Raw genomic sequence first — 15552 nt, forward strand, 5'->3', positions numbered from 1 at the left:
TTAGTATGGGCTGATGTCGACCATAATGCGACGCACATTCATCGCCATGGATGTTTCAAACAGCAGGATGGGCAGGAAGACAATCAGAAAGGTCTGGGATGAAATGGAGAACCCGTGCAGGGCATGCAGGAAATCGCCGATAAAGGGCCAGTGAATGCCATTGGCCTGGACAATCAATCCCAATGCGCCGCCCAGAATTGCGAGCGTGACGGTATGCGGCAAACCCAGCCGGCTTGCCAGTGAGGGCATAAAACAGGCGATCGTTAGCAGCCCGGCCAGTGCAAATACGAAGTATTGGATTTCCATGCGAGAACATATTCTGGTGCGGCGGAAATCAACTATACCCGGATATGTTTTTGTGCAGATCGATATCTTTGGCGCGGGCAAAAAAAAGGTGCCTCATCAAGAAGCACCCTTAACATCCGTTTCAAAGGGGAGGGGAAAGAGGAGAAGCAGAAACGGACGGATTCGAACATGTGTCAGAGACAGGGATGAGCGAATCATGAAGATTAGTCAAACCATTTGTGGGGAAGTTCCGGCAGTTTCATCCTGAATATTTCAGACGGTTACGTATCGGGAATGTATTTGCTGGAACAGAAAAGGGCACCGCAGCGGTGCCCTTTTTGTTGCCTGCTGCAAGCAGCGTGATAGCGTTATGAGGCGAATGCGCCACGCATTTTCTTGAGCGCGGCCGATTCAATCTGACGGATACGCTCGGCCGACACGCCGAATTCATCGGCCAGTTCATGCAGGGTAGAACCGCCACCCTCGTCCTGCAACCAGCGTGCTTCGATAATGCGACGGGAGCGGGGATCCAGCACGGCCAGCGCGTTGGACACGCCTGTGCCCTGCATATCGTCATGTGCGCGCCGATCCAGTACCGTACCAGGTTCCTGCTCGCCTTCGTCGGACAGATAGGAAATGGGCGCGAAATCATCGTTGTCGTCGTCTTGCGACTCAAGCGACATGTCGCGGCCGGTCAGGCGTACTTCCATTTCGCTGACGTCTTCGGGGCGCACGTTGAGCTTGGAGGCAATGCCTTCAATGTGCTCTGGCGTGAGGGTCTGGCCATCGGGGCGCATGCTGCGCAAATTGAAGAACAGTTTGCGTTGCGCCTTGGTGGTGGCAATTTTCACCAACCGCCAGTTGCGGATGATGTATTCATGAATTTCGGCCTTGATCCAGTGTACGGCAAAGGACACCAGGCGCACGCCGCGGGTCACGTCGAAACGTTTGACCGCTTTCATGAGCCCGATATTGCCTTCCTGGATGAGGTCGGCGTGGGGCAGCCCATAACCCAGATACTGGCGGGAAATGGAGACAACCAGCCGCAGATGGGACATGATCAGTTCGCGTGCAGCGTTCAGATCGCCCTTTTCCTGAAGGGTCGCGCCCAATTCCTGCTCACGCTCGGGTGTGAGCATGGGGATGCGATTCACAGCACTAATGTAAGACTCGATCGTGCCCAGGCGCCCGGATTGGAAATCGCCGAGGCAATCGAATTTTGCAGTGTAAGCGCTTGATTTGACATGGTTTTGTATATCTCCTGACTAGGAATATTCAAAGTACTTATATATTAGCACTCTCTGTCGCTGAGTGCTAATATTGAGTGGGTATAAGCTAAAAAGTTCCGTTTCAAATGGTTATTTGGCTGCAGTGTTCACTGCAGCACCGGCTGTCCGGAATGCGCACCCGATGGCCTGATTTGCGATCAGGGCAGCGAACGTCAGCCCTTGAAAATACGCAAAAATTGGTAACAAAAACCTGTTTCGTAGCGGCAAATCTCGGTTCAGATTTCTTTTTCCTGCTGATGCGTTGGCTTGTGAATATGCTGTTTTACTGTTCTGCTTTATTTTGCTTGAGCAACGTTCTCTCCAGAGAGATCGAACGTTCTGCTCTTAATAAGACTGCCGTCGCGCCAAATCGTTCCCTGCTTTGGCGGTTTACTGCGTTGTATTGCGCAACACGGGAAAGACGGGGCAGCAACCGGGCGGGACCGCAGCGGGTCTGCCGGTTGCCGGATCAACTCAAGCCCTTACTTGAGGCGCTCGGCATGAAAGCGCAGATGATCTTCCATGAATGTGGAAATGAAATAATAACCGTGGTCGTAATGCTCGTGGCGGCGCAGCGTCAGTGGCTGCTCTGCCTTGGCGCAGGCTGCCTCAAGCAATTCCGGCAATAGCTGGCCATCGGCCAGGAACTTGTCGGCCAGGCCCTGATCGACCAGGATTCCGTCCGGGAACGGCGTTTTGGCTTTTTCCATCAGCTTGCTGGCATCATAGTTTTCCCAGCTTGAGCGATCCAGTCCCAGATAGCCGTTGAAGGCTTTTTCGCCCCACGGGCAGTTCATGGGGGCGCTGATGGGCGCGAACGCAGACACCGAGCGGAACAGTTCCGGGTTTTTCAGGGCAATGGTCAGCGCGCCGTGGCCGCCCATGGAGTGCCCGAAAATACCTGTACGGCTTTGGTCGCCACCGAACTCCGGAATAAATTCCAGTAATTCTTTGGTCACGTAGCTGTACATTTTGTACTTGTCCTTCCAGCCGGGTTCGGTGGCGTCCAGATAAAACCCGGCGCCGGTGCCAAAATCCCAGCCGTCATCTTCGCCCGGCACATTGGCGCCCCGCGGGCTGGTGTCCGGTGCCACCAGCAGCAAACCCAACTCTGCGGCCATGCGTTGCGCGCCGGCCTTGGTCATGAACGTTTCTTCGGTACATGTCAGACCTGCCAGATAAATAAGGGCAGGCACCGGTCCGCGTGCTGCCTGGGGTGGGATGTAGACTGAAAACTGCATGGGCAGCCCGATTTCGCGCGAGTTATGGCGATAAAAGCGCTGCGTGCCATCAAAACAGTAATGTTCACTTAAAAGTTCGAGTTTGTCGCTCATGGGTAGGCCCCTGCTCCTGATATGATGATTGTTGTCGGTTTTTTGCCAAATTTACAGCTATGTTCTACCATAGCATTGTTTCAATAATAGTTACAATATAGGAAAAAAACCGCCGGTAACCCAACGCTCTGCCGGTTCTCGTGGCCATGACGGCTTCGCTTTCAGTGTACAGTACATTCCATGGCCCGTTTACCCCGGCTTTACGCCCCCGGCATCCCGCAACTGGTTCACGCCCGGTTTCTGTTTCCGCTTGCCACGCGCGCCCCGGCAGGCAGCCGCATTCTGGACACGCTGCAGAAATGGCTTTTCGATGGGCTTGACCGGCATGGCGTCATGCTGCATGCCTGGACTCTTACTGACGACGGTATCCTGTTGCTGGCAACGCCCGATAATGAAAAATCCCTGTCGCGCCTGATCCAGATGCTGGGCCGCAATCTGGCGACAACGCTGCGCAGCGGTCCTGTTTTCAGCGGACGCTATCGTTCCACGCTGGTCGAGCCCGGTGCATGGGTCATCCCTTCAATGATCTGGCTCGAATCATGGGTCGCCCGGGAAAAGGGCGCCAGCGACAGCGAGTTGTGGCCGTGGTCTTCGGCTGGTTTTCATACTGGGGCGTTTATGGGCTCTTGCCCGGCCCTGAATGACCACGCTGATTACTGGTCTTCCGGCAACACGCCGTTTGACCGGCAGGCGGCATACAAATACCGCTATACCGACGGACTCTCGTCAGGTCAATTGCAACAGATTGCACAGGCCTTGCACGGGCAATGGGCACTGGGTTCGCCGGGATTCATCAGCCAGCTTTGTTCGGTCGCCAGCCGACGTCCGATGCAGGGCCGGCGAGGGCGTCCGCGCATCCGGCCGGTTCAGGAGCAGGGCGAGCCGCTGGAACACTAAACCAGAAGCGTTTCGTTGCGGTCATGGTCGGGCCATCCTTAGACCATGCCGCATATGTGTTTACAGGGCATGTTCCGCAAGGTATGCACGCGCAAAAATTCACGAAAACATCGTAGCAAACGGTCAGGGTTTTACAAAAATTTTACACTCGGCCCAGTAGAGTTGCGTATACTCCACTGTTCCCTGCCGATTCTGGAATTATTTTGCGATATCAACTGCTTACGTTTGTCCTGGCGCTGTTTCTTGTGTTTTTTGCTAGTCGTGTTTTATTAGTGCTATGGCAGCGCAGGCGTGTTCAGGCAGCCCACGGCATGGGGCGCGTGTTTCTGGGCGGGTTGCGCATGGACATGAACCAGATCGCAACCTACGCGGCGTTGCCTGCGGTGCTGATGCCCTGGCTGGAGGACCGCCAGTGGTTCGTGACCGTGACCGCCGTCTGGTTTGGCATATGGTGCTGGGTTGCGTATTTATGGAAATCTGCACACCGCAGTTCATTGATGAGTACGATTCGCGTCCGAACCGTTTGTTCGTTGAGTATCTGAAACACCCCAAAGAGGTGTCCGGGATGCTGTGGCGCGGGTACAAGAAAGTGCTGGCGCTGGGGTTGCTGGTTTTTGCCGGCATGATTGCGCTGGCGCTGTATCTGTTCTCAGGCTATACGTCTACCCCGCTGGGCCCTGGTGGCTCAGACCCATTGAATCGCTGGTCTATGCGGCGCTATGCTTTCTCATGATTCGCGGCACACTCAAAAAACGCCCCATCAATCCGTCTACCGTGGCATTTGCCGGCGATGGCATGGTCAACAGCCTGGCGCTGAACTCCATGTATAGCCTGCAGTACGCTATCTATGCAATGAAATATGAGATGTCGGCCGAAGACGTTTATGGCAAGATGCCGGCCGAGCAGATGAACCGGATCGTGTGCGAGGCGGCCGGCATCCCTCTGGCTGCTGATTCGGCGGCGGGCACCGCAACCCGGCATCGGCAGGCGGTATCGGTCAGCAGCGCGCGTCCGCTTAATATCGTATTGATTGTCGAAGAAAGCCTGGGGGCGCAATATGTGCAGACCCTGGGCGGGCAGTCGCTTACGCCCAATCTGGATGCCCTGTATGAACAGGGCTGGGGCTTTACCCGTGCCTATGCAACCGGCACCCGCTCCGTACGCGGGCTGGAGGCGCTTTCCGCGGGTTTTCCACCCACCATCACCCAATCGGTATTCAAGCTGCCGGGGGCGCAAAGCGGCTTTTTTACGATCGCCGACGTGCTGGGGCAGCAGCATGGCTATCATTCCCGTTTCCTGTATGGTGGTGAAGCCCATTTTGACAATATGAAGGGCTTCTTCCTGGGCAACGGCTTTCGCGAGGTGATTGACGGGCCGCAGTTCAAGGATCCGGCGTTCCTGGGCACCTGGGGCTATTGCGATGAGGATATGTTCAATCAGCTGGATCGCCTGTTGCAGGAAGACGCCTCGCGCAAGGAACCCGTACTGACGCTGGCCTTCAGCGTGAGCAATCATTCGCCTTGGGAGTATCCCGAAGGTCGCATCCAGACCAACGGCAACCCGGCAACGGTGGACAATACCGTTCGTTATGCTGATCATGCCCTGGGACAGTTTTTTGAAACTGCGAAAACGCGGGACTACTGGGACAATACCGTGTTTGTAGTGGTGGCCGATCATGATTCGCGCGTGTTCGGCGCCGAGCTGATCCCCCTGAAGCATTTTCATATCCCCGCCGTCATTCTGGGCGGCACGATCACGCCGCGACGCGACGATCGTCTCATAAGCCAGATTGATCTGGCGCCTACCTTGTTGTCGCTGGCCGGCGCCGCCTGCGAACACCCCATGATAGGCCAGGACTTGACCCGGCAGACGCCGGATCGCGCCATCATGCAATATGGTGACCGTTACGGTTACCTGCAAGGCGATCGCCTGACCGTACTGGAGCCGCATCTGGATCCGCGGCAGTTTCGCTATATGGCGCCCGAGTCGTTTGAGCCCATGGCGTGCGATGATGCGCTGGTGAGGCTGGCACGCGCCCATGCGCTGTGGCCCTTCAGTGTTTACCGGGATAAAAGCTATACTGTGCCGAAACAACGTTGATTGCAGGCATCACGCATTCGTGTCAGGGTGCGCCAGCCTGATCTCATTTCCGGAGAGCCAACCATGGATTATCTGCTGGCGCTAGATCAGGGAACGTCCAGTTCCCGCAGCATTTTATTTGATCGCAACGGGCAAATTGTGGGCCTTGCCCAGCAGGAGTTTACGCAGCATTATCCCCAGTCGGGCTGGGTTGAGCACGATGCGCTTGAAATCTGGCGTACTCAGCTGGTTACCATGCAAAAGGTGTTACACCAGAGCGCGGTAGACATTGCCAGGGTGCGTGCCGTGGGCATTACCAACCAACGCGAGACATCGGTGCTGTGGGATCGTGCTACAGGCCAGCCCCTGGGGCCGGCAATTGTGTGGCAGGATCGCCGGGGCGAACCGTTATGCCGCCAGCTGCGCGATCAGGGGCACGAACCCATGATTCTGGAGAAAACCGGCCTGCGCCTGGATGCGTACTTTTCTGCGACCAAGCTGGCCTGGATGCTGGAGCATCTGCCGCAGGCCAGGGCGCGTGCCGACAAAGGCGAACTGCTATTCGGCACTATCGACAGTTGGCTGATCTGGCAACTGACCGGGGGCAAGGTACACGCCACCGATGTGACCAATGCGTCGCGCACCATGCTGTTCAATGTGCATACGGGACAGTGGGATTCTCAGTTGCTGGATCTATTCCAGATTCCCCCCAGTCTTCTGCCGCAGGTAATGCCCTCCAGCGCCCACTATGGCGATATCCCTGCCGACCTGCTGGGTTATGCGCTGCCTATTTGTGGTGTGGCGGGCGATCAGCATAGTGCGCTTTTTGGCCAGGCGTGCACGCGGGCCGGAATGGCTAAAAATACCTATGGTACCGGTTGTTTTGCCCTGTTGCACACCGGCACGCGCTTTACCGCTTCTGAAAATGGACTGCTTACGACTCGGGTTGCGCAATATGGCCAGCAACAGCCGGAGTTCGCGCTGGAAGGCAGCGTTTTTGTGGCCGGCGCGGCCGTGCAGTGGCTGCGTGACGGGCTTGGGATTATTAAAAGAAGCCGGGATGTGCAGGCGCTGGCCCAGTCGGTACCCGATACGGGAGGCGTTATGTTCGTCCCTGCCTTTACCGGCCTGGGTGCGCCATATTGGAAGGCCGACGCCCGCGGAACGCTGGTCGGCATCAATCGCGCCACGACTGCTGCGCACATCGCCCGTGCTGCGGTCGAGAGCATTGCCTATCAGAGTGCCGCACTGCTGTCGGCCATGGCGCGTGACGGCGTGGGGCTGGAGCAACTACGGGTGGATGGCGGCGCCAGCGTCAACGATGCGCTGATGCAGTTTCAGGCCGATCTGCTGGGCATCCCGGTGTTACGTCCGCAAGTGGTGGAAACAACTGCGTTGGGCGCTGCGTATCTGGCGGGCCTGCAAAGTGGCATTTGGTCAGACGTTGAGCAGATTGAACAGCTGTGGCGTATCGATAAAACCTTTGAGCCGGCCATGAGCCGCGACCAGGCGCAGGCGTGCATGCAGCAGTGGGAAAAGGCGGTTGCGCAAACGATTTGCGGCACCTGATGACTGGTGCCCCAGCCGGCGCTGCCGCGGTTCAGCTCAGAAAGCGCATCTGGAATGAGCGGCCCTTGATGGGACGCTGGCTCAGGCGCTGCAGCGTATCTTCGGCAATGCTGCGGTCAATTGCCACGAAGGCGACAAAATCAAAAAGGCTGATTTTACCGACCTGATCGGCCTGCAGACCCAGATCTTTGGTAAGTGCCCCCAGCAGATCGCCTGGGCGCAGTTTGTCCTTCTTGCCGCCACGGATGCAGATCGTGCGCATCGGGGGCGTGAAGGCGCCGCGCGCGCGTTTAAGCGTATTCATGTCCAGCCAGGCCAGCGGCTTGCCCAGCGCCTGTTCGATGCGTTCGGCGCGAAATTTCTCTTTGGGCGTGCACAAGGTGAGCGCCAGCCCGCCTCGGCCGGCGACCCGGCCAGTGCGCCCCACGCGATGAATATGGGTTTCTGCGTTGGGCGACATATCGACATTAATTACCGCGTCAAGCGTGGCAATATCCAGACCCCTGGCTGCCACGTCGGTCGCCACCAGCACCGAGCAGCTTTGCCCGATAAAATCGACCAGCACATCTTCGCGATCGCGCTGGTCCATATCGCCGTGCAGGGTACGCGCTTCGATACCGCGCTCCAGCAGGGAATCGGTCAGCGCCTCGCATTGGGCCTTGGTGTTGCAAAAGGCCAGCGTAGACACGGGACGATAGGCATTGAGCAGTGTGGCAGTGGTCTCGAACCGGTCGGCGTCTTCCGTAGCCACGAACCAGGAATCGGTATCTGGATGATCGGGCTTGTCGTCGGTGCGCACGTGCACCGGATTCATCAGGAACCCCTCGCTGGCTTTGAGAATAGCAGGCGGAAAGGTGGCCGAGAACAGCAAGTTCTGGCGTTTTAGCGGGCAGGCCTGGGTGATCGCGCTGATGTCTTCGTAAAAACCCATATCGATCATGCGATCGGCTTCATCCAGCACCAGCACCTTGACGGCAGACAAATTCAGGACATCGCGGTCGACCAAATCCAACACTCGGCCGGGCGTGCCGACCACAATATGTGCACCATGCTGGAGCGATTCTGCCTGCGGTTTCAGTGCGGTGCCCCCATATAGTGCAAGTACTTTGATATTGCCCAGCGCCCGTGCCAGCTTGCGCACTTCCTGTGCAACCTGCTCGGCCAGTTCCCGGGTCGGGCACAGGACCAGCGCCTGGCAACCGAAATAGGCGGGGTTCAGGCGCTGCAGCAGACCCAGTGCGAAGGCCAGTGTCTTGCCACTCCCGGTTTTTGCCTGGGCCAGCACATCGCGGCCTTCCAGGACGGCCGGCAGGCTGGCGGACTGGATCGGCGTCATCGTTTGAAAGCCGAGTTCGGCCAGGTTTTTCTGCTGGGCGTCGGAAAGGGGAAGGGTGGAAAAAGACATGATGGCCTGATGGTGACGAAGGCGCAAACAATGCAGCCTTGATAAAAAATGAGCGCGATAGGAAAAGCGCAATGAAATCGAAGACTTATTGTACCTGAAACCGTCATAATTATTGATCTGTCCCTAATTAAATATGAACCAAAATAGTGCGTGTTATATTAGGGTGCGTCCCTAATTATTTTTCTTGCCACGTCTGGGTAATCGCAGTATTCTTTCTTGTCACTTATTGCGCTGCACGATAGCGTTCAAGAAGTCCAAGAATCAACAGTATCCTGGTTCAATCGCGGCGCTTTTTTTTACGCAGCACTCTGCGGAGTTTTCCTATGTCAGTTCATTCATCTTCTTTCGACGGTCAGGTGTCGGTTATCGACGCCTCTGCCATCGGCCATCGCCCCCATCGTCAGCCCAAAGCTCAGGGCATGTACGATCCGGCCAACGAACACGACGCCTGTGGTGTCGGCTTTGTAGCCAATATCAAGGGCCGCAAAAGCCATGCCATTATTCAGCAAGGTCTGAAGATTCTTGAAAATCTGGATCACCGGGGTGCCGTGGGCGCCGATAAGCTTATGGGCGACGGCGCCGGGATTCTGATTCAGATCCCCGATACGCTGTATCGCGAGGAAATGGCCAAGCAGGGCGTGACCCTGCCTGCCGAGGGCGAATATGGTGTAGCATGGTGTTCCTGCCCAAGGAAACGGCTTCCCGTCTGGCCTGTGAGAAAGAACTGGAACGCGCCGTGCGCGACGAAGGCCAGGTCTTGCTTGGCTGGCGTGATGTTCCGATTGATCATGACATGGAAATGTCACCCACGGTGCGCGATTGCGAGCCGCTGATCCGCCAGCTCTTTATCGGCCGCGGCCCGGACGTGATGGTGCCCGACGCGCTGGAGCGCAAGCTTTACGTTATCCGCAAGACTGCCAGCCACGCGATTCAAAATATGCGCCTGGCCCATGGTCAGGAGTATTTTGTGCCGTCGGCATCGGTGCGCACTGTCGTCTACAAAGGGCTTCTGCTGGCCAATCAGGTTGGCATCTACTATCGCGACCTGGCCGATACCCGCGCTGTGTCAGCGCTGGCACTGGTGCACCAGCGGTTTTCCACCAATACTTTCCCCGCATGGCCGCTGGCCCACCCCTATCGCATGATCGCGCATAACGGCGAGATCAATACCGTCAAGGGTAACTTCAACTGGCTGCGTGCCCGTGAAGGCATGATGGAATCGGCCGTGCTGGGCGATGACCTGAAAAAGCTCTATCCAATCGTATATGAAGGGCAGTCTGATACAGCCACGTTTGACAACTGTCTGGAACTGCTGGTCACGTCCGGTTATTCGCTGTCGCATGCCATGATGATGATGATCCCCGAAGCCTGGGAGCAGCACGCCACGATGGACGAGAACCGTCGTGCATTCTACGAGTACAACGCGGCCAAGATGGAACCCTGGGATGGCCCGGCGGCAGTGGCGTTCACCGATGGCCGCCAGATTGGCGCCACCCTGGACCGTAACGGCCTGCGTCCCGCCCGCTATCTGATTACCGATGATGATATGGTCATCCTGGCTTCCGAGGCTGGTACGCTGACCGTTCCGGAAAACCGCATTATCAAGAAATGGCGCCTGCAGCCCGGGCGCATGCTGCTGATCGATCTGGAGCAGGGCCGCATCATTGGCGATGATGAAATCAAATCACAATTGTCCAATAACCGCCCCTATGGCCAGTGGATCAAGCGCCTGCGCGTCAAGCTCGACGACATTCTGGTGCATGAGAAAAATCACCCGCAGGCGGTCAGTTCGCCGGCCGCGCTGCTGGACCGCCAGCAGGCCTTTGGCTGGAACCAGGAAGATCTCAAGTTCATTATCCAGCCCATGGCCAAAAACGGCGAAGAGGCCATCGGCTCCATGGGTAACGACACCCCGCTGGCGGTGCTGTCGTCCCGCCCCAAATCGTTCTACAACTATTTCCGGCAACTGTTTGCGCAGGTGACCAATCCGCCTATCGACCCGATTCGTGAGCAATTGGTGATGTCACTGGTGTCCTTCATCGGTCCCAAGCCCAATCTGCTGGATATCAATAACGTCAATCCGCCGCAGCGGATTGAAGTGTCCCAGCCCATTCTGGACTTTGCTGGCATGCTGGTGTTGCGCGATATTGAAAAATACACCGACAACAAATTCCGCAGCGCCGAGCTGGATATCACCTATCCGGCAAGCTGGGGCAGCGAAGGTATCGAGGCCTGTGTTGCCGCATTGTGTGCCAGTGCTGCCGATGCGGTTCGCAGCGGGCTTAACATCCTGATTCTGTCCGATCGCAATATGGACGGTGAGCGCGTGGCCATCCCGGCCTTGCTGGCTACCTCGGCTGTGCATCAGCATTTGATTCGCGAGGGTCTGCGTACCGCGACCGGGCTGGTCGTTGAAACCGGCTCGGCGCGTGAAGTGCATCACTTTGCGCTGCTCGGCGGGTTTGGCGCCGAAGCGATTTATCCGAATCTGGTCATGGAAACCTGGCTGGTTTTCCGGAGCCTGAAAAGGCAGTCAAGAACTATGTGAAAGCCGTAGGTAAAGGCCTGAACAAGGTCATGTCCAAAATGGGCATATCCACCTATATGTCATATACCGGCGCGCAGATTTTCGAGGCAGTCGGTCTGCAATCGGCGCTGGTCGAGAAGTATTTTTCCGGCACACCCAGCAAAATCGAAGGGATCGGTATTTTCCAGGTCGCCGAAGAAGCTTTGCGTCTGCATCAGGCGGCCTACAGCGAAGATCCTGTCCTGAAAAATGCGCTGGACGCCGGCGGCGAGTATGAATATCGCGTGCGTGGTGAAGACCACATGTGGACGCCCGATTCGATTGCCAAGCTGCAGCATTCCACCCGTGCCAACAACTATCGCACCTACAAGGAATACGCCCAGTTGATCAATGATCAGTCGCGTCGTCATATGACTTTCCGCGGGCTGTTCGAATTTCGCGTCGATCCGGCCAAGGCCATTGCGCTCGAAGAAGTGGAGCCCGCCAAGGAAATCGTCAAACGCTTTGCTACCGGCGCCATGTCGCTGGGGTCGATCTCTACTGAAGCGCACTCGGTGCTGGCCGTCGCAATGAACCGCATAGGCGGTAAATCCAATACCGGCGAGGGTGGCGAAGACGAACTGCGTTACCGCAATGAATTGCGCACGGGTGCCAGCGGCATCAAAAAAGGCGATACGCTGGCCTCGGTGCTGGGCACCGATCGTATTGAAGCCGATGTGCCGCTGCAGGAAGGCGATTCCTTGCGTTCGAAAATCAAGCAGGTTGCATCGGGCCGTTTCGGCGTGAGCGCAGAGTATCTGTCCAGCGCCGATCAGATCCAGATCAAAATGGCGCAAGGCGCCAAGCCTGGCGAGGGCGGCCAGTTGCCCGGACATAAAGTGTCCGAGTACATTGCCAAGTTGCGTTACTCCGTGCCTGGCGTCGGCCTGATCTCCCCGCCGCCGCATCACGATATTTACTCTATCGAAGATCTGGCGCAATTGATTCATGATTTGAAAAACGTCAATCCAACGGCTTCCATTTCCACCAAACTGGTGTCCGAGGTGGGGGTAGGAACGGTCGCCGCGGGTGTTGCCAAAGCCAAGTCCGATCACATTGTGATTGCCGGACATGATGGTGGCACAGGGGCCTCGCCTATCTCCTCTATCAAGCACGCCGGTACCTCGTGGGAACTGGGTCTGTCGGAAACCCAGCAAACGCTGGTGCTGAACAAGCTGCGCAGTCGCGTACGCGTGCAGGCAGATGGTCAGATGAAAACAGGCCGCGACGTGGTTATTGGCGCGTTGCTGGGGGCTGATGAATTCGGCTTTGCGACAGCGCCGCTGGTGGTCGAAGGCTGTATCATGATGCGCAAATGCCATTTGAATACCTGCCCGGTCGGCGTGGCAACGCAGGATCCTGTGTTGCGCAAAAAATTCCAGGCAAGCCCGAGCACGTGGTTAACTTCTTCTTCTTCATTGCCGAAGAAGTCCGTGAAATTATGGCGCAACTGGGCATCCGCAAGTTCGACGAGCTTATCGGTCGCGCAGACCTGCTCGATACGCGTGCCGGCATTGAACACTGGAAAGCGCGTGGGCTGGACTTCAGCAATGTCTTTCATCAGCCTGATGTGGACACTTCTGTGCGGCACACCGAAGAGCAGGACCACGGGCTGGACAAGGCGCTGGATATTCAACTACTTGAGCGCAGCAAGGCAGCGCTCGAACGCGGTGAAAAAGTGTCATTCATTGTACCTATACGCAACCGCAATCGGACGGTCGGCTCCATGCTGTCGGGCGCGGTTGCCCGCAAATATGGCCATGAAGGGCTGCCCGACGATACGATTCACATTCAGTTGAACGGCACGGCAGGCCAGAGTTTTGGCGCATTCCTGGCGCATGGCATTACTTTTGACCTGGTTGGTGAAGGCAATGACTACGTGGGTAAGGGGCTTTCGGGGGGTCGCATTATCGTGCGCTCACCCAATGACTTCCGTGGCTATGGACCGGATCACATCATTGCGGGCAATACCTTGCTTTATGGCGCGCTGGCCGGCGACGCCTATTTCAATGGCGTGGTCGGCGAGCGATTTGCCGTGCGCAACTCCGGCGCCGCCACGGTCGTGGAAGGCACTGGTGATCACGGTTGCGAATACATGACCGGCGGTACAGTCGTGGTGCTGGGCGAAACAGGCCGCAACTTTGCAGCCGGTATGTCTGGCGGCGTGGCCTATGTATGGGATCCTGAAGGCGAGCTCAAGTCGCGTTGCAATATGGCAATGGTCGAACTGGGCGTGGTCGCGGCACACGACGATCAGCTCAAGGAAAACCGCCAGGACGGCTGGCATTGTGTCCAGCGAGGACAGGAACGCCAGACCGACGAATCAATCCTGCGCACGCTGGTGGAAAATCATTTCCGCCTGACCGGCAGTTTCCGTGCGCGCGATTTGCTGGGCGACTGGGACAAGGCCCGCAAGCAATTCGTCAAGGTCATGCCGACCGACTACAAACGTGCACTGGCAGAAATCTGGCAGTCAGAACAAACCGCCCGCAAAGCAGCTTAAGGAAAGATCTATCATGGGTAAAATTACCGGTTTTATTGAATTTGAGCGGGTTGCCGAATCGTACGAGGCGCCCGGTACGCGCCTGAAACACTATAAAGAGTTTGTCCTGGCGCTGGACGACAAGCAGGCGCAGGTGCAGGGCGCACGCTGCATGGATTGCGGCATTCCGTTTTGCAATACCGGCTGTCCTGTCAACAATATTATTCCCGACTGGAATGATCTGGTGTACCGCCAGCAATGGAAACAGGCGCTTGAGGTCCTGCATTCGACCAACAACTTTCCCGAGTTTACAGGCCGCATCTGCCCGGCGCCCTGCGAAGAGGCCTGTACGCTCAATATCAACAATGACCCGGTTGGCATCAAGTCCATTGAGCATGCCATTATCGACAAGGGCTGGAGCGAAGGCTGGGTTGTGCCGCAGCCGCCGTTGAAGAAAACCGGCAAAAAGGTTGCCGTGGTCGGTTCCGGTCCTGCAGGGCTGGCTGCTGCGCAGCAACTGGGACGTGCGGGGCACAGCGTAACGGTCTTTGAAAAAAGCAATCGCATTGGCGGGCTGATGCGCTACGGTATTCCCGACTTCAAACTGGACAAAAGCCTGATCGAGCGTCGCGTATCCCAAATGGAAGCCGAAGGCGTTGAGTTCCAGGCGTCTACTTACGTGGGCGCTGCCGGCGATGCCACCGAAGACGGCCTGAACGTGATCACGACCGCCGAACTGGACCAGCAGTTTGACGCTGTTATCATGGCTGGCGGCGCCGAAATGCCGCGCGATCTGCCAGTGCCGGGACGTGAGCTCAGTGGTGTTCATTTCGCCATGGATTTTCTGCGGCAGCAGAACAAACGCAACGCGGGCGACCGTATCGCCAATCAGATCTCGGCTGCCGGCAAGCACGTGATTGTGATAGGAGGCGGCGATACTGGTTCGGACTGTGTGGGTACAAGCAATCGCCAGGGTGCAGCATCGGTCACGCAAATCGAGCTGATGCCCCGGCCGCCGGAGCACGAAAACAAGGCGCTGACCTGGCCCTACTGGCCTGCCAAGCTGCGCACCTCGTCTTCGCATCTCGAAGGGTGTGAGCGCGACTGGGCCATCACCACCAAATGCTTCAAAGGAGACAAGGGCAAGCTCAAAAAACTGGTATGCACACGGGTGGAGTGGGTCAAGGACGAGGCCACCGGCCAGATGAAAATGCAGGAAATCGAAGGGTCGGAATTTGAGCTGAAAGCGGATCTGGTCTTTCTGGCCATGGGCTTTGTTTCGCCTGTTGCTGCCGTGCTGGATGCATTCGGGGTGGACAAAGATCAGCGTGGTAATGTGAAAGCCAATGTTGACAACTATCGCAGCTCCCGGGACAAAGTATTCGCGGCGGGCGATATGCGACGCGGTCAGTCGCTGGTGGTCTGGGCCATCCGCGAAGGTCGTCAGTGTGCTCGCGCAGTAGATGAATTCCTGATGGGCACCTCGCTGCTGCCACGTTAATTTTCCCGTCGGGTAGTGTGAGGCAATTGTTACGCTGCATTACACAATAACCCCGGCCATTTGGTTTGCGCTTGCGCAAGTGCCTGTTTTTACGTTGAACAGGCACTTGCGCATTTTTGCGTTTTGTTTTTACCAACTCCCGTTAAACAGATACAATAGGATCTCT

Annotated in this window: 6 protein-coding genes and 3 pseudogenes; 5 read left to right on the forward strand and 4 right to left on the reverse strand. The window is 57.0% G+C overall.

Translation table 11 applies throughout. The features are described 5' to 3' along the window. From TKWG_RS25700 to fghA, 3 genes and pseudogenes are all read right to left on the reverse strand, one after another. Complete coding sequence (locus tag TKWG_RS25700) at positions 1-306, reverse strand: cation:proton antiporter domain-containing protein (protein WP_264300268.1); 306 nt, start codon at positions 304-306, stop codon at positions 1-3. Positions 307-653: 347 nt separating this feature from the next. Next, positions 654-1531, reverse strand: a pseudogene (gene rpoH, locus TKWG_RS02460) (RNA polymerase sigma factor RpoH). Positions 1532-2035: 504 nt separating this feature from the next. Next, positions 2036-2887: an S-formylglutathione hydrolase gene (fghA, locus tag TKWG_RS02465; RefSeq protein ID WP_014749302.1), complete on the reverse strand. Its 852-nt coding sequence runs from the start codon at positions 2885-2887 to the stop codon at positions 2036-2038. 180 nt (positions 2888-3067) lie between these two features. On the opposite strand from fghA, the gene TKWG_RS02470 reads away from it, so the two are divergent. The 3 genes and pseudogenes from TKWG_RS02470 (at position 3068) to glpK (ending at position 7432) form a co-directional block, all read left to right on the forward strand. Beyond that, a complete protein-coding gene (locus tag TKWG_RS02470) occupies positions 3068-3784 on the forward strand; it encodes a hypothetical protein (protein ID WP_014749303.1) in 717 nt (238 codons plus the stop codon). 203 nt (positions 3785-3987) lie between these two features. After that, a pseudogene (locus tag TKWG_RS02475) lies at positions 3988-5884 on the forward strand (LTA synthase family protein). Positions 5885-5947: 63 nt separating this feature from the next. Continuing rightward, positions 5948-7432 carry a glycerol kinase GlpK gene (gene glpK / locus TKWG_RS02480; RefSeq protein WP_014749304.1) on the forward strand — a complete coding sequence of 495 codons (1485 nt, stop codon included), beginning with the start codon at positions 5948-5950 and terminating at the stop codon, positions 7430-7432. 31 nt (positions 7433-7463) lie between these two features. On the opposite strand, the gene dbpA is transcribed toward glpK, so the two are convergent. Beyond that, entirely contained in the window at positions 7464-8837 is a 1374-nt protein-coding gene (gene dbpA, locus TKWG_RS02485) for an ATP-dependent RNA helicase DbpA (RefSeq protein ID WP_171815107.1), read from the reverse strand. A 419-nt stretch (positions 8838-9256) separates the two neighbouring features. Here dbpA and TKWG_RS25705 point away from each other — a divergent pair. Together TKWG_RS25705 and TKWG_RS02495 are read left to right on the forward strand one after the other, a co-directional pair. Then, positions 9257-13906 (forward strand): annotated as a pseudogene (locus tag TKWG_RS25705) (glutamate synthase-related protein). A gap of 13 nt (positions 13907-13919) precedes the next feature. Next, positions 13920-15386 carry a glutamate synthase subunit beta gene (locus TKWG_RS02495; RefSeq protein WP_014749306.1) on the forward strand — a complete coding sequence of 489 codons (1467 nt, stop codon included), beginning with the start codon at positions 13920-13922 and terminating at the stop codon, positions 15384-15386. The last annotated feature ends 166 nt before the right edge of the window (positions 15387-15552 follow it).

Source organism: Advenella kashmirensis WT001 (genome assembly GCF_000219915.2).
Taxonomy (GTDB): domain Bacteria; phylum Pseudomonadota; class Gammaproteobacteria; order Burkholderiales; family Burkholderiaceae_B; genus Advenella; species Advenella kashmirensis.

Excerpts from the sequence above, each read along its gene's own strand:
- TKWG_RS25700 (WP_264300268.1), bottom strand. The coding sequence starts at position 306 with ATGGAAATCCAATACTTCGTATTTGCACTGGCCGGGCTGCTAACGATC.
- fghA (WP_014749302.1), bottom strand. The coding sequence starts at position 2,887 with ATGAGCGACAAACTCGAACTTTTAAGTGAACATTACTGTTTTGATGGC.
- TKWG_RS02470 (WP_014749303.1), top strand. The coding sequence starts at position 3,068 with ATGGCCCGTTTACCCCGGCTTTACGCCCCCGGCATCCCGCAACTGGTT.
- glpK (WP_014749304.1), top strand. The coding sequence starts at position 5,948 with ATGGATTATCTGCTGGCGCTAGATCAGGGAACGTCCAGTTCCCGCAGC.
- dbpA (WP_171815107.1), bottom strand. The coding sequence starts at position 8,837 with ATGTCTTTTTCCACCCTTCCCCTTTCCGACGCCCAGCAGAAAAACCTG.
- TKWG_RS02495 (WP_014749306.1), top strand. The coding sequence starts at position 13,920 with ATGGGTAAAATTACCGGTTTTATTGAATTTGAGCGGGTTGCCGAATCG.